General features: G+C 66.4%; 16 protein-coding genes and 1 pseudogene. 8 read left to right on the top strand and 9 right to left on the bottom strand.

Going from position 1 to position 14481, the window contains the following annotated elements:
* The 3 genes and pseudogenes from ACRDU5_RS09975 to ACRDU5_RS09965 form a co-directional block, all read left to right on the top strand.
* Positions 1 to 314 (top strand): annotated as a pseudogene (locus ACRDU5_RS09975) (alpha/beta fold hydrolase); the annotation flags it as partial.
* 161 nt (positions 315 to 475) lie between these two features.
* The gene (locus ACRDU5_RS09970) at positions 476 to 910 is read left to right on the top strand and encodes an SRPBCC family protein (RefSeq protein ID WP_526614318.1); all 435 of its coding nucleotides are present in this window, start codon (positions 476 to 478) and stop codon (positions 908 to 910) included.
* 56 nt (positions 911 to 966) lie between these two features.
* The gene (locus tag ACRDU5_RS09965) at positions 967 to 1272 is read left to right on the top strand and encodes a hypothetical protein (protein WP_526614317.1); all 306 of its coding nucleotides are present in this window, start codon (positions 967 to 969) and stop codon (positions 1270 to 1272) included.
* Positions 1273 to 1633: 361 nt separating this feature from the next.
* On the opposite strand, the gene ACRDU5_RS09960 is transcribed toward ACRDU5_RS09965, so the two are convergent.
* The 3 genes from ACRDU5_RS09960 to ACRDU5_RS09950 are packed head-to-tail and all read right to left on the bottom strand — an operon-like array spanning position 1634 to position 4688.
* On the bottom strand, positions 1634 to 3058 hold the full coding sequence (locus tag ACRDU5_RS09960; RefSeq protein ID WP_526614316.1) for a DUF2254 family protein: 1425 nt from the start codon (positions 3056 to 3058) through the stop codon (positions 1634 to 1636).
* 45 nt (positions 3059 to 3103) lie between these two features.
* A complete protein-coding gene (locus ACRDU5_RS09955; RefSeq protein ID WP_526614315.1) occupies positions 3104 to 3781 on the bottom strand; it encodes a DUF899 domain-containing protein in 678 nt (225 codons plus the stop codon).
* Positions 3782 to 3809: 28 nt separating this feature from the next.
* Complete coding sequence (locus tag ACRDU5_RS09950; RefSeq protein WP_526614325.1) at positions 3810 to 4688, bottom strand: LLM class flavin-dependent oxidoreductase; 879 nt, start codon at positions 4686 to 4688, stop codon at positions 3810 to 3812.
* Between the two features lie 63 nt (positions 4689 to 4751).
* Here ACRDU5_RS09950 and ACRDU5_RS09945 point away from each other — a divergent pair, with 63 nt between their 5' ends.
* From ACRDU5_RS09945 to ACRDU5_RS09930, 4 genes are all read left to right on the top strand, one after another.
* Complete coding sequence (locus ACRDU5_RS09945; protein ID WP_526614314.1) at positions 4752 to 5165, top strand: VOC family protein; 414 nt, start codon at positions 4752 to 4754, stop codon at positions 5163 to 5165.
* Positions 5166 to 5298: 133 nt separating this feature from the next.
* Positions 5299 to 6621 (top strand): sensor histidine kinase, encoded by a 1323-nt coding sequence (locus ACRDU5_RS09940; protein WP_526614312.1) that lies wholly within the window; start codon positions 5299 to 5301, stop codon positions 6619 to 6621.
* Positions 6609 to 7253 carry a response regulator transcription factor gene (locus ACRDU5_RS09935; RefSeq protein ID WP_526614311.1) on the top strand — a complete coding sequence of 215 codons (645 nt, stop codon included), beginning with the start codon at positions 6609 to 6611 and terminating at the stop codon, positions 7251 to 7253. The genes ACRDU5_RS09940 and ACRDU5_RS09935 overlap by 13 nt, the downstream gene beginning before the upstream one ends.
* A 20-nt stretch (positions 7254 to 7273) precedes the next feature.
* The gene (locus ACRDU5_RS09930) at positions 7274 to 8158 is read left to right on the top strand and encodes a DUF4097 family beta strand repeat-containing protein (protein ID WP_526614310.1); all 885 of its coding nucleotides are present in this window, start codon (positions 7274 to 7276) and stop codon (positions 8156 to 8158) included.
* Positions 8159 to 8219: 61 nt separating this feature from the next.
* Here the strand turns inward: ACRDU5_RS09930 and ACRDU5_RS09925 are convergent, their stop codons facing one another.
* Together ACRDU5_RS09925 and ACRDU5_RS09920 are read right to left on the bottom strand one after the other, a co-directional pair.
* A complete protein-coding gene (locus ACRDU5_RS09925) occupies positions 8220 to 9200 on the bottom strand; it encodes a nitronate monooxygenase (RefSeq protein ID WP_526614324.1) in 981 nt (326 codons plus the stop codon).
* A gap of 57 nt (positions 9201 to 9257) precedes the next feature.
* Positions 9258 to 9788: a GNAT family N-acetyltransferase gene (locus ACRDU5_RS09920; protein WP_526614309.1), complete on the bottom strand. Its 531-nt coding sequence runs from the start codon at positions 9786 to 9788 to the stop codon at positions 9258 to 9260.
* Positions 9789 to 9906: 118 nt separating this feature from the next.
* Here ACRDU5_RS09920 and ACRDU5_RS09915 point away from each other — a divergent pair, with 118 nt between their 5' ends.
* Entirely contained in the window at positions 9907 to 10296 is a 390-nt protein-coding gene (locus ACRDU5_RS09915) for a VOC family protein (RefSeq protein WP_526614308.1), read from the top strand.
* A 26-nt stretch (positions 10297 to 10322) separates the two neighbouring features.
* On the opposite strand, the gene ACRDU5_RS09910 is transcribed toward ACRDU5_RS09915, so the two are convergent.
* From ACRDU5_RS09910 to cysD, 4 genes are read right to left on the bottom strand one after another with little or no spacing between them, the layout of a single operon-like run.
* On the bottom strand, positions 10323 to 10802 hold the full coding sequence (locus ACRDU5_RS09910) for an Rrf2 family transcriptional regulator (RefSeq protein WP_526614307.1): 480 nt from the start codon (positions 10800 to 10802) through the stop codon (positions 10323 to 10325).
* A 28-nt stretch (positions 10803 to 10830) separates the two neighbouring features.
* Positions 10831 to 11598: a 3'(2'),5'-bisphosphate nucleotidase CysQ gene (locus tag ACRDU5_RS09905; protein ID WP_526614306.1), complete on the bottom strand. Its 768-nt coding sequence runs from the start codon at positions 11596 to 11598 to the stop codon at positions 10831 to 10833.
* On the bottom strand, positions 11595 to 13439 hold the full coding sequence (gene cysN, locus ACRDU5_RS09900; protein ID WP_526614305.1) for a sulfate adenylyltransferase subunit CysN: 1845 nt from the start codon (positions 13437 to 13439) through the stop codon (positions 11595 to 11597). Before cysN ends, ACRDU5_RS09905 begins: the two co-directional genes overlap by 4 nt.
* The gene (gene cysD, locus ACRDU5_RS09895; protein ID WP_526614304.1) at positions 13439 to 14365 is read right to left on the bottom strand and encodes a sulfate adenylyltransferase subunit CysD; all 927 of its coding nucleotides are present in this window, start codon (positions 14363 to 14365) and stop codon (positions 13439 to 13441) included. The genes cysN and cysD overlap by 1 nt, the downstream gene beginning before the upstream one ends.
* Positions 14366 to 14481 lie beyond the last annotated feature (116 nt).

Below are 14481 nucleotides of genomic sequence, written 5' to 3'. Positions count from 1 at the left end.
AGATGAAGGTCTTAAACATCGATGACCAGAACATCAGCGACGCGCAGATGCGTTCGATTTCCGCGAAGACAATGGTCATCGTCGGTGATGCGGATGGCGTGAAGCCGGAGCATGCGCTGTCGATGTTCAAGCTGCGCGGTGGCGGCGATGAGGAAGCGGCAGCGTCAGGGATGCTGCAGAAGGTTCCGGCCGCGCGCTTGGTGATTCTGCCGGCGACGTCGCACATTGGCATCTCTGGGGAGTCAACGGTGCTGGTGCCGATGGTGAGTGCGTTTCTCGATGATGCGCCGCCGGCGACGCCGGATCTCTTTTAGGCTTCGCAGGCACGCGGGAGCGAGACTTGAAGCCGGATTGCACCTTCGATCGGATGCCGCATCGTCGGAGCCAATCTTGCCATTTATGCGCCAGGTCAGTGGGTGTGCCGGTTGACGATTAGCATTTCCCGGAAACAGGCCACTGCAAGGCGGGAGATCTCATGGTCCGGCTTCACGTCGAGCGGACGATCGCAGCATCGCCGGAACGGGTCTTCGACTGGCTGGCCGACCCGGCCAACCTGACCGCCGCTCCTTTTGTTCTCAAGGCGGGTTGGGCGAAGGGCTCCTCGGGTCCCGTCGTGGGCGCGCTGCGGAAGGTGACCGGGGTTGGCACCTGGTTTCGCGAAGAGATCACGGCCTACGATGCGCCGCGGAGCTACTCCTACCGCATCGTTCGCTCGTTCCCACCGGTCGACCACGAGGGCGGTACGTTGACGTTCACTCCGTCAGGCGACGGCACGCATGTCGACTGGGTGTCCACCTACACCCATCCGGCTCGCGCTGGCGGCAAGGTAACGGAGGCGATCAGCTCTCCGCTGATCCGCTCAAGCTTCGCCGCGGTCCTCGCTGGGTGCGCGAAGGCGCTGGAGAGCTAGCGCCAATCTGACCCACGCCAAGAAGCCATATTTCTTGTCGTGCAAGACTTGCCGGCATGGCGTTCAAGGTGCGTTTCAGCGGCCGCGGCCAGCCCGAAGACTACGGCGACGACGACGGATTCGAGTTCCTGGAGGGTGGTGTGCTCGCCCTCCACTTCGACGACGATACGAAGTGGTCCGAGTTCCACCCTCCCGCGAAGTGGGACCAGGTCATCGCGGCGCCCGACCACTTGCCAGGGCTGAACACCCCATACGTCGACGAGATCGAGGAGGATTTCGACGAAGACGACGATTTCGAGACAGACGAGGAATTCGACATCGAGCCGACGCCTGGCACGGGTTTGGCAGTCAACGAGTCCTAACCGGCGGCTGGAGCATCCGGACGATCTTCGCGGTGCGCCCGAACAACCATTTGACACGCTGCGCGGCAACGCGTTCGGTACGTCGCGGCCGTGGTCCCCGAGGTTCTTTCGGAAGACAAACGTACTAGGCGAAGCCCGGCACCGCCCCGTATCCAAGAGTGCTTGGGTTCAGGTGCCACATCCGTTGTCCAAGAAATGGCGGATTGCACCGCCGAACGAGTGTCCTTTGACGGACGTGGAATGCGGCGTACCGCAGTGCGCTCGAGAAGTGCGTTCTCTTTGCTCAGCGAGCATTCCCAGCCGAGAAGCAACCCCACATAGGCGTGATCACCAACGATCTATGGTGCCCTTCTCCGCGTCGTCATCGATCCGTCGCAGATCCGCGAACTTCGTCGGTTCCGCAGGCAGCTGCTGCCGCGGCCACCTGGCCGAACGCGGACGCTGGCGGCGCCAGCATCCCCGGCCGGTCGACCACCTCAATCGCGCAGGCGGCAGCACCGAGCACCATCGCGCGGTCGGACTCCTCGACGAGTTCGCGCTCTGCCACCCGCACCACGAGATCAATCTGCGCCCGCACAGCTGCCCGGCGCGATGGGTCCACGCAGTTCTGCGCCACGGCGCTGAGCATCTGGAGTAGCGCGGCCAGGACCAGCGGTTCACGGGTGCCGTAGCGGCGAATCTGGGAACAACCCAAGTGCAGGTAGGTGGGGAACCCGGGATAGGGCAGCCACACCAGAAAATTCCCCGTGCCATTGCGCCGAACGTCATCCTGGATTACGCGCGACGCCAGGACTGCCTCGACCGCCGAAACATGGTGCACCACTTGGATTGCCGTGTATGGGTCGTTGATAGCAGCTGACAACGCCCTCAGCGCGATGTCCACCATCTGTCGCAGTCCGAATCTGATGTCCTGCTGGAGTGTGCGCTCGAATCCGATGTGCACGTGCCGCAGGCAGCGCTGCATCACGTCCGGATCCGGCGCTGACCCGTCGGCCGTCCTGCGCCAGCACGAACCAAGAAGTCCGCCAGCGGTGACGTAGTCGCCAACGAAGGTGACGAGCTGCACGGAATGCGCTGTGGCGACGGCGAGATCAGCGAGGTCGTCGACGTCCACCGTCTGCACGTATCCGGATTTCGGAGCCAGCAACGGAACAGCCCCGGCCGGTGGTTCCGGCCAGGCAAAGGGCTCCGCTTCGGGCGTGTCCGGATCTGGGAAGAGCTCATCGACCAGCACCAGCGTGCGTTGCTGAACGCCCTCCACGATCGTGTCGATCTGAATCGAGTGCACGAGGTGGTGCAGGAAATAGATCAGTGCGCCGATGCTGACAAACGCCAGCACCAGGGAACCGGTGACCGCGACCTTGGGAACGAACTCGCCGCCGCCCGAACGCTCCCCGACGGTGAGCAGACCACCGGTGCTGTAGGCGAAGGTACATACGAAGATTGCGAGCACCACCTGGTTGGGCACATCGCGCAGGAACGTTCGCAGCAGCCGCACCGAGAACTGGCTTGAGGCGATTTGTAGCGACAGGACTGTCAGCGAGAAGACGATGCCGGTCGTGGTGATCATCGTCGCGGACACGACAATCAGCACCCCTCGGGCGTCGCCCGCGGTGCCCTGAAACATCAGCTTGTCGATCAGCGAGCCCGGTTCGACCGGAATCATCGACAGCAGGGCCCCGGCCCCAAGGCCGATCGCGATGCCGAGTGTCGGCAACACCCAGTACGCGCCGTGCAGATACTCGCGTACGACGCTGCGGCGGCTCAGCAAATAGGCTCGGGCCACCGATTAAGCATGCACCCGTGGCGACCGCCATGAGCAAACTTTGCCTCAGTAGGCGTCGTGCAGCCGGATCCACTCGTACGGCGGCTGCTGCGGCCAGCCGTCCGGGGAGTCCTCCCAGGACTCCTGGCGGCCGTACGGCGTCAGGTCGAGAAGGTCCCACACCACCATGAAGGGCTCCTCACCACGGTTGTAGGTCGACCAGGTGTGAAATATGCGGTCACCGTCGCGGAGGAACACACTGATCGCGTGGCGCTCCTCGCCGTCAACCGTCGCACGGAAGTCCTGATTGAACGTGCTCGATTCCGACGACACCCAGGGCAACGTCCAGCCCATCCGATCGCGAAATTGCAGCAGCTTGGCCAGCGGTGCGCGTGAAACCAGCACCAGCGACGTGTCTTTCGCGTGTAGATGCGACAGTGGCCCGATGTGGTCGGCCATCATCGGGCACCCCGAACAACCCTCATCCCAGTCGGGTCCGAACATGAAGTGCTGGACGATGAGCTGTTTGCGGCCGTCGAACAGGTCGGGCAGCGATGCCGGGCCATTCTCGGTGTCGAATGTGTAGGACTCGCTGACTTCCACCATCGGTAGGCGTCGCCGCGCGGCGCTGACCGAATCCTTCAACCGGGTCAACTCTTTCTCCCGGACCAGCAGGTCCACGCGCGCCTTCTCCCATTCGGGACGCGACACGATGGGCGGCATCGGTGTGGCGATTGTGGTCATAGTCGCAGCTTGCCACCAGCGCGCCCGCTCAGCCGAAATTCTTGACCACGTCGGCGACCCGGCGGAGCTGACCGACGTCCGAACTGGTCGGGATCAGATGGATCTCGTCGGTGCCGATGTCTTCGAATTTCCGTAGCAGGTGGAGCAATTCGTCCTCGCTGCCCGCCCAGCCGGTGCCGGGTGCCATGGCGTCGACGTACTTAGCGGGGATCCAGTTCATGTAGCGGCGCAGGTGGCGGTGGATCTGTGCTCGCGCGTGGTCGATGTCGCCCAGGGCGAACCAGAACGACGTGGCCAGGTGGGGTTCGGGCTTGCCGGCCTCCGCCCACGCCGTGCGCGCGACGTCGAACAGCTCGTTCTGCTTGGCGACGTCGAGGTCCAGCGTCGTGCCCGCCAGACCGTCGGCCCACGCCGCGGCGCTGCGCACCGTCTTGGGCCCCATCGTGCCGACCAGCAGTTCGGGTCCACCCGGCTGCGGCGAGGGACCGACCGGGACGACGGACTCGGCCACCTTCTCGCCGGACCAAATTCGCTTCATCACCGCCACCCGCTCGGCCATGCCACGCATGGTCTGGGTCGCGGGGTCGGCGCCGACCGCCCGGTAGTCCTCGTCTCGCCCGCCGACCCCGAGCCCGACGGTCAGCCGGCCGCCGCTGAGCATGTCGCCGGTGGCCAGCGCCTTGGCCAGCATCACCGAATCGTGCAGCTGCGGCACCAGCACCGTCGTCACCAATCGCACCCGATCGGTCCACGCCGCCAGCGCACCGAGCAGCGTGATGGCGTCGGGGTTGTCGAACGCAATCCGTTCGCCCCAGCACAGCGACGAGAACGGTCCGTCGTCGATGGCCCCGGCCCAGGCTTGGAGCGTGGCCGCATCCAGGTCCGGCTCCATCACCGGCATGGTCATCCCTACCCGCACGACGGCGATTCTGGCATGCCGCTGGGTTGATCCAGCTGGCAGCATGAACCCATGGCGATCAACAACACCTCCGTCGCGCACATCCGGCTCACCGTCACCGACATCACCCGATCGCGGGAGTTCTACGAGAGCGTCTTCGGCTGGCCGATTAACCTCGAGATGCCCGAGGACGCCGACGACGCCATGCGTGAACGGCTCGCATTCCTGTTCGGCGGCGTCATCTACAACGTCGGCGACTCTCGGGTCGCCCTGCGCCCCGTGGCCAACGACAGGTTCGACGAGGATCGCACCGGCCTCGACCACCTCGCATTCCGGGTCGGCAGCAAGGCCGAACTGGACGACGCGGCAAAGCATCTCGACGGGCTCGGCATTGCCCATGAGCCGATAAAGGACATCGGAGTGATGTACATCCTGGAGTTCCGCGACCCGGACAACATCGCATTGGAACTCACCGCACCCAAGTAAGCGATTTCGGCGTGATTTCCTGCGCTCAGCGCCAGGAATCACGCCGAAATCACCCGGAAATGGGGGTTTTCCCCCGCGAGGGTCTCGGGAAAACGCCATGTTGCCCGAGCGCAGACATCCATAGGTTGAAGACATGGTCGCAGTCACCTCCAATCAAACACCGGCAATCGCTGTCGACATGACTGGCGCCACCGACAGCGCAACCACGCCCGACCGGCACCTCGGCGTGGTGCCGACGGCGTCGATGATCACCGGCGCCGCGGTGGCAACGGTGTGGTTCTGGATTCCTCTGACCATCTTGATCATTGGCGTTTCATCGATCCCGTCCGGCATCGGGTTCGTGCTGGCCGGCGTGGTGTTCATCTACCTGATGCGCGGCGTCGAGTGGTTGGAACGGATCCGCAGCGAGGCCGTGTTCGGCATGGGCATCCCCGTCCCGCAACGCGCCATCTCCCGCTACACCGGCTTTCAGAAATGGCTGCACCAACTGTGGTTGGACATCAGCAGCGCCCGGTTCTGGAAGGGTGCCGCGCACCACTACCTGCGAATGATCTACGACATGGCGGCGACGGGTATCGCGTTCGCCTTGCTGGTCTTCGCGTTTCTGGGCCCGGCCGCCGCGATTGCCATACGGCAGAGCGACGACGACGCGGGCCTGTCGTTCCTGTCCCCGCCGCTCGCCTGGCTACTGGCCGCCGTGGCGGTGATTGCGGCGATCGCGATCCTCGTCGTGGCGCCTGCGCTGGATGCGGCCATCGACAACTGGCTACTGCGGCCATCGTCGACCGCCGCACTGCAAAGCCAGGTCAGCGCGCTCACCGAAGCCCGTCAGGGCGCGGTGTCCTCAGCGCAAACCGAGCGGCACCGCATCGAGCGGGACCTGCACGACAGCGTTCAACCGCGGCTGGTGTCGCTCGCCATGACCATCGGCTTGGCACAAACCAAGCTTGATACCGACCTGCCGACGGCCAAGAAGCTGATTGGCGAGGCACACGACGACGCCAAGAGCGCCCTCGTCGAGCTGCGCAACGTGGTGCGGGGCATCGCGCCGACCATCCTCGCCGACCGCGGCCTCGACGCCGCGCTGTCCGCGGTGGTGCAACGCACCGAAAACCTCGGGGTGCCGACCACGCTGGACCTCCACCTGCCGCGCCGGCTGCCCGACGAAGCGGAGTCGGTCGCCTACTTCGTCGTCGCCGAGGCGCTGACCAACGTCGCCAAGCACGCACAGGCAACGCAGGCGATCGTCACCGTGCGGCTCGACGAGTCGGCCAACCTGCTGAACGTCTCGGTGTTCGACGACGGTCGTGGCGGCGCGGGCATCACCAGCACCGACGACGCCACCGGTCTGCGTGGCCTCGAAGAGCGGGTGCGGGCGGCCCGCGGAACCTTCACCGTGTCCAGCCCGGCGACCGGTCCCACCATCGTCACGGCGGTGTTGCCATGCGCGTCGTGATCGCCGAGGACTCCGCGCTGCTGCGCGCGGGCATCGAGCGCATCCTCACCGACGCCGGCCACCAGGTGGTCGCGGGTGTCCCCGATGCGACCAACCTGCTGCGACTGGTCAACGACACCCGGCCCGACTTGGCGATCGTCGACGTGCGGATGCCGCCGACGTTCACCGACGAAGGCATCCGGGCCGCGGCGCTGTTGCGCAGCCAGAATCCCGAGTCGCCGGTGCTGGTGCTGTCCCACTACGTCGAGGAGCGTTACGCCGCAGACCTGATCGCTTCGGACACAAAGGGATTCGGCTACCTGCTGAAGGACCGGGTAGCCGATGTGCCCGCCTTTGTTGACGCCGTCGAAGTCGTCGGCGGCGGTGGCACCGTGCTCGATCCCGAAGTGGTGTCGCAGATCCTGGTGCGCTCGCACCGACGGGCTGTGCTGGACGCACTGACGCAGCGCGAACACGAGGTTCTGCAGCTGATGGCGGAAGGCAAGACGAACTCCGCGATCGCCGCGGCCCTGCACATCTCCACCGGCTCCGCCGAGAAGCACATCGCATCGATCTTCACCAAGCTGGACCTGGCTCCCGACGAGAGCGAGAACCGCCGCGTGCTGGCGGTGCTGCGCTACCTCGAGTCGTAATCAACCGAAAGGCGTGCACCGTGACCACCATCGCCCCTCCACCCGCCGCACCGGCCACACCGCCGCCGCTGTCACCCGGCGGGCGCACCGCAATCCGGGTGTTCCTCATCGCCGCGGCCGCGGTGCTGGTGCTGGGAAGTATCGGCACCCTCGGCACGGCGGCGTGGGGCCTGACCACCTTCCGCGTCATCACCGACACCAAGCCATTGCCGTCGGCGATGCGCTCGTTGATGGTCGACACCGGGGAGCTGCCGGTGGCCGTCCGCATCACCGCCGACCGCGCGGCCACCGAGCCGCGTGCGGACATGCGCATGATCAACTCGACGCGGGCCGGTTCGCACCCGCTGACGGTCACCAACGAGCCCACCGGAACCCGCGTCGCGATCAGCGGCGAACCGTCGCCGTACCTGCAGTGGGGACGCGCCGGTGAGATCACCGTTGTGCTGCCACCGGAACTGGCCCGCCGGCTGACGGTCACCACCCAGCAGGACACCGGTGTGCTGATGGCCCAGGCCGACCTCGACCAACTGATCGCGCGCACGACCAACGGCCCAATCTTGCTCAGCGGGGCGGCACGACGCGTCGAGGTGCACAGTGAGCACGGCGACGTGATAACCCGCACCGCGATCTCGGTGACCGAGTCCTTCGGCGCCACCACCGTCGAGGGGAACATCAAGGCGGACTTCTCCGACGCCGCGCCGCGCAGGCTGGATGCGACCACCCGCGACGGCGACATCAGCCTCGGGCTGCCGCCGCGCGGCCCGTACGTCGTCAACGCGAACACCGGAGAGCAGAGCGGGGCCACGGTGGTCCGGGTCCCGCAGACGACGAACCGCAACAGCGCGGCCGCGGTGATCACCGCACGGTCGGAATCCGGCGACGTGGTGATCGACGACCTGCGCTAGCGAGATTGCGATTTCGGCGCGCTCCCAAGCGCTCTCAGCGCCGGTGAGCGCGCCGAAATCGCTAAACCAGGTCCCGCATGATGTCGGCCGTCGGCGCGGCCTTGGCCGCCCTGAAACCGGTGCCTGCCCACAGGCTGGTGCCGTGCGGGTCACCCGTGCGCACCGCCGCGGCTCGCAACGGGCCGGTGAGATAGTGGATCTCGGGATAACCGAACGGCGCCTCGCCCTCGTGATCGTCGAAGAAGCGGTTGCGCAATCCACGGGCGTAGCGCCCGGAAAAAGACTTGGTCACAGCGGTTTCGGTGAATTGCGGGTCCTGTAGCGCCGCCCGGTGGACGGGATTGCTGCCGGCTTCATCGGCCAGCAGGAACGCCGTGCCCAGTTGCGCCGCGACCGCCCCGGCCCGGATGACACGGTTGACGTCCGCCGCGGTCATCAGGCCGCCGGCGGCGATGACCGGAATGCCGACGCGGGCGCGGACATCGGCGAGCAGCTCGGGTAGCGGCTGTGCGTTGGGCTGCGCGACGGGGTCGAACGTGCCGCGATGTCCACCCGCCGATGCGCCCTGCACGACAAGGGCTTCGACGCCATGGGCCACTGCGGTTTCGGCTTCACCGACGGTTGTTACCGTGCCGACGGTGGTGATCCCGGCGGCGCCCAGCCGACTGCACTCGTCAGTGCTCGGAACCCCGAACGTGAACGACACCACGTCCGGCCGCAGATCCAGAACCACATCAAGCTTCGCCGCCCACGCGTCGTCGTTGTAGACCGGGTCGCCGAGCTTGGCGCCGTAGCGCTCGGCTGCCGGGGCCAGCGCATCGGCGTATTTTTCGATCGCGTCGGGAGTTGCCGCGCTGGCCTGCGGGACGAAGAGGTTGACGCCAAGCGGACCGGAGCAAAGCTTGCGCGCGGCGACGACGCGCTCAGCGAGCGCATCGGCAGTCAGATAGCCGGCCGGTACGAACCCCAGCCCGCCGGCATTCGTTGCCGCGGCTGCTAACTCGGGCGTGGACGGCCCGCCGGCCATCGGCGCGACGATCATCGGAACCGCTAGGTCCCGCAGGTCAAAGCCGGTCGGCACGTCGGCTCCTTTTCGCTGTCATCTGAGCGCCTTGGCGAACAGCAGAACGTCCTCGGGCTCGAGGCTGATATTCGGAAAGATGCCATACCGGGCCAACCGGCCCTCCGGCGACAGGCCGCAGCGTTGCAACAGCCGCGCCGACGGGAGGTTGTGCACATGGCATCCCGCCCACACCCGATACACGGCGGGGTCACGCTGCAGCACGTCGAGCAGTAACGGCAACACCTCGGACATGATCTTGCGGTTCCAGAATGGGCGGGCCAGACAGTAGCCGAGCTCGGCCGTGTGCGGCTGCGGGCGGCGAAAGCCGCACAAGCCGATCACTTGGCCGGTCTCCTGCAGCTCGATCAGCCAGGTCCGCTCGTCGCCGACGTTGAAAAACTCCGTGATCACCCGCCGGGTCTCATCGACATCCGGGTGCGGTTTCCAGGACAGGTAGCGCGTCACTTCGGGATCGGAGGCGATCGCATCGAAGAGTGCCTCGGCGTCGTCGAGCCGCGGCGCGCGCAGCGTGACCCGCGTTCCGGTCAGGATCTCGACGTCGGCCATGCCCTCATCCTGCATCGTTGTCGCGAGTTTTGTGAAACTGGTTGACTGGAAATAGCGTCGCGTGCCGGTGGCGGGCAGCGTCAGGCATGGAGGCGCCGAAGCACATTGGGGGTCTTTGATGACCATCACGTTCAACCACACCATCGTCGCCGCCAAGGACAAGAAGCAGTCGGCGAGCTTTCTCACCGAGCTGTTCGACCTGCCGAGTCCGACGGCATGGGCCCATTTCATGATGGTGGACGTCGCCAACGGCGTCTCCCTCGACTACGCCGACGTGCCCGCAGGCGAGGAGATCCGCCCGCAGCACTATGCATTCCTGGTGTCCGAGGATGAGTTCGACGCCATCTACGGCCGCATCCGCGACCGGGGCCTGGACCATTGGGCCGATCCCGCCGGCGCCCGGCCAGGCGAGATCAACCGCAACGACGGTGGCCGCGGTGTCTACTTCCAGGATCCGGCGGGCCACTACCTGGAAATCCTCACTAGGCCATACGGTTCCGGAGGCTGACTCTCGAGGCCGGCTCGGCGACCCCGCTAGCCGACGGTTCGGTGGCCTCTCTGCCGCTCCTGCTTGCGGTAGTCGTCGGCGAGCTTGGCGACGTGGGATGGCAGCGACCCGGCGGCCACATCGGCCAGGCTGGTCTCCTCCAGCACCGAGCGCATGCTGGCCCGCAGCGCGCGCCAGACATCGGTCAATGCGGTGGTCGGACCGGAATACGGCAGGTCACCCAGCCCGATATCGCGCACGCTGGCCAGCGGGCCGTCGATGCATCGCAGCACGTCGGCAATGCTGATCTCGGCGGCCGGCCGGGCGAGTTGGTAGCCGCCCTCGCGGCCGCGGTGACTGCGGACCAGCCGATCGGTGCGCAGGTCGGAGAGGATATCGACGAGAAACTGGGGCGGGATGCCCTGCGCCTTGGCCAGGGCGTCGGTCTTGACCACCACGCCGTCGGCGGCGGCGGCCAGCTGAACCATGGCCCGGACGGCGTACTCCGCCTTGGCCGACATCCGCATGCTGCGAATTCTCCCATCGACTCGTTCGTCACCCGGTGACCGCGAGCACCGCGTCTGCGAACTCCGGCCGGCACACCACCAGGTCGGGCAGCAGCGGGTCGGGCTGGTTGTAGGCCAACGGCGAACCGTCGATGCGCGACGTGTGCAGACCGGCCGCGCGCGCCACCGCGACGGGCGCCGCGGAATCCCATTCGTACTGACCACCGGCGTGCACGTAGATGTCGGCACGGCCCTGAACGACGGCGGCGACCTTGGCGCCCGCAGATCCCATCTCGACCAGCGTGCCCTGCAGGACGTCGCGGACCGCGAGTGCGACGGCCGGCGGGCGGGTGCGTGACACCACGATCCGCGGTGTGGCCGGCGCGGGTGGCGGCGGGGCGACTATCGGGATGGCGAGCGTGACGCCCTGCGCCGGAAGGGCGACGGCGCCGGCGATGAGTCCCCCTGCGCTTCGCGCGGGAGGTGCCCCCACTCCCGACTGCCACAGCGCGACGTGCACGGCCCAGTCGTTGCGACCGAGCTCGGAGAATTCCCGGGTGCCGTCCAGCGGGTCGACGATCCATACCCGTTCGGCGGTGAGCCGGGCGGGGTTGTCGGCGCCCTCTTCGGACAACACGGCGTCGTCCGGCCGCTCTGCGGCGAGTGCCTCCATCAGAAAGTCGTGGGATCGCTTGTCCCCCACTGCCTTTCGCTCGGCTCCGCTAGCGTGGGCGAGCTCGGCACGCACAGCCAGCAGCAACTCGCCGGCCTGCGTCGCGAGCCGCGCGGCCACGTCATGGTCGCTGTGGTCGGTCACCGTCGGCTTTCCAGCAGCTCGATGACCATGCCCGCCAGCTCGTCGGTGGTCTGGTCCGGCGTCAGCCGCAGGTCGGGGTTCTTCGGCCGCTGATATGGGCTGTCGATACCGGTGAAATGTGTGATCTCACCGGCCCGCGCTTTGGCATACAGCCCCTTGGGATCTCGCCGTTCGCAGTCCTCGAGCGGGGTATCGCAGAACACCTCGAAGAAATCCAGGCCCGCCTCGGTGGCCACCCGCCGCGCCAGCTCCCGGTGCTCCTCCAACGGGCTGATGGCGGGGACCAGCACGACCTGACCGGAATCGGCGAGCAGTGTCGCCACATGCGCCAGCCGGCGCAGGTTCTCGGCCCGATCGGCCATGGAAAATCCCAAATCCGCGTTGAGCCCGTGCCGCAGGTTGTCACCGTCGAGAACGTAAGCGGGGGTTCCCTTTTCGAGGAGCTTCTGTTCCACCAGCATTGCCACCGACGACTTGCCGGAACCGGACAGCCCGGTAAACCACACCGTCCTGCCCCGCGACAACCGGTCCTCGGCGGTGCACAGCGACTCGTGGCGGACAGCGTTGGGACTCGATGTGCGCGCCGTCACGTACGGCAGCACCATCCCCGCGGCGACGGTGACGTTGGTGTTCGGGTCGATCAGAATGAACGATCCCGTCGCCGAGTTTCGGCTGTACTCGTCGAGCAGCAGCGGCACCTGGGTGCGCAGTGAGATGCGGCCCAGCTCATTGAGTTTCAGCGCGGTGGCCGTCTTGTCGCGATGCAGCGTGTTGACGTCGAGGCGGTAATCCAGCGCGGTCACCCTCACGCGGGTGCTGCGGCTGGTCTGCTTGATGATGTAGTCGCGGCCCGGCTCCAGGGCGGATTCATCCGCCATCCAGCACACCGTCGCGTCAAAATCCTGCGACACCCGTGGCTGGTTGTTGGGCCGGGCGATCATGTCGCCGCGCGAGATATCGAGGTCGTCTGCGAGGCTGACCGACACCGCCATCGGCGGGAACGCCTCATCCACCGGTCCGCTGGGCCCCTCGATGCTGGCGATCCGGCTGGACTTTCCGGTCGGCAACACCACGACTTCGTCGCCGACGCGCATGACGCCACTGGCCACGGTGCCTGCGTAACTGCGGTGGTCCTGATGCTCGTGGGTCTGCGGTCGGATCACGTACTGGACCGGGAACCGGACGTCGACCAGGTTCCGGTCGCCGGCGATGTACACCTCTTCCAGATGCGACAGCAGCGCGGGCCCGTCGTACCACGGCGTCTGGTCGGACTTGGTCACCACGTTGTCGCCGTGCAGCGCCGACAGCGGAATCGTCGTCACGTCGTGGACGTCCAGCCGCGCCGCGAACGCATGGAAGTCGTCGCGGATCTTCTCGAACTGTTCCCGGTCCCAGCCGATCAGGTCCATCTTGTTCACCGCGAGCACGATGTGCCGAATGCCCAGCAGCGACGCCAGGAACGCGTGCCTACGCGACTGTTCGAGCAGCCCGTAGCGGGCGTCGACGAGCACGATCGCCAGTTGCGCGGTCGAGGTCCCGGTCACCATGTTGCGGGTGTACTGAATGTGGCCGGGGGTGTCGGCGATGATGAATTTCCGCTTGGGAGTTGCGAAGTAGCGGTATGCGACGTCGATGGTGATGCCCTGCTCGCGCTCGGCACGCAGCCCATCGGTCACCAAGGCCAGGTCGGTGTAGTCGTGTCCGCGTTCCTTGGAGGTGCGTTCGACCGAGGCCAGCTGGTCTTCCATGACGGCCTTGGAGTCGTACAGCAGCCGCCCGATCAGCGTGGACTTGCCGTCATCGACGGATCCGGCGGTAGCCAGCCGTAGCAGGGTGGTCATCAGAAGTAGCCCTCCCGCTTGCGGTCCTCCATGCCGGCCTCGGAGATCCGGTCATCGGCACGGGTGGCGCCGCGTTCGGTGAGCCGGGACACCGCGGTCTCGGCGATGACCTCGGACACGGTCCCCGCGAGTGATTCGACGCAACCGGTGCAGGTGACGTCGCCGACGGTGCGGAACCGGACGGTCTTCTCGACTACCTCCTCGTCCTTGCGCGGCTGCAGGTACCTGTGCACGGCCAGCAGCATCCCGTCGCGCTCAAACACGTTGCGGCGGTGCGCGTAGTAGATCGATGGCAGCGTGATCTTCTCGGCGCCGATGTAGGACCAGATGTCGAATTCGGTCCAGTTGGACAGCGGGAACACCCGGATGTGCTCGCCCTTGTGATGGCGCCCGTTGTAGAGGTTCCACAGCTCGGGCCGCTGGGCTTTGGGGTCCCACTGCCCGAATTCGTCGCGGAAGCTGTACACCCGCTCCTTCGCACGCGCCTTCTCTTCGTCGCGCCGCGCACCGCCGAATGCCGCGTCGAACTTGTTCTCCCGGATCGCCCGCAGCAGTGTCACGGTCTGCAGCGGATTGCGCGACGGGATGGTCTCCACCACGCGGCCGGCGTCGATATCGTCCTGCACCTTGGCTTCGATCAACCGGACCCCGGCCTCCTCGACGAGTTGATCGCGAGTCTCGATGACCTCGTCGAAGTTGTGCCCGGTGTCGACATGCATGACCGGGAAGGGCAGCCGGCCCGGCCGGAACGCCTTGAGCGCCAGGTGCAGCATGACGATGGAGTCCTTGCCGCCGGAGAACAGCAGCACGGGCCGTTCGAACTCCGCAGCCACCTCGCGGATGATGTGGATCGCCTCGGCCTCCAACGAGCGGAGATGGCTCAGCTCGTAATGGCCGGATGTTCGATCGAGCTCTGGCGCGGTCATCGATTCCTCGTTAATTTGGTAGTTTTGACCTAATTTATAGTCTTAACCCGATATGAAACCAGCCGCGGCCTGCGATGTCAAACGCTGAGCGCCCCGCGAGCGTGCGCAAAATGCTG

This window comes from Mycobacterium sp., assembly GCF_050701515.1.
In the GTDB taxonomy this organism is placed as follows: domain Bacteria; phylum Actinomycetota; class Actinomycetes; order Mycobacteriales; family Mycobacteriaceae; genus Mycobacterium.
Note: the sequence above shows the minus strand (reverse complement) of the source record. Positions and strands in the feature narration are given on the sequence as shown.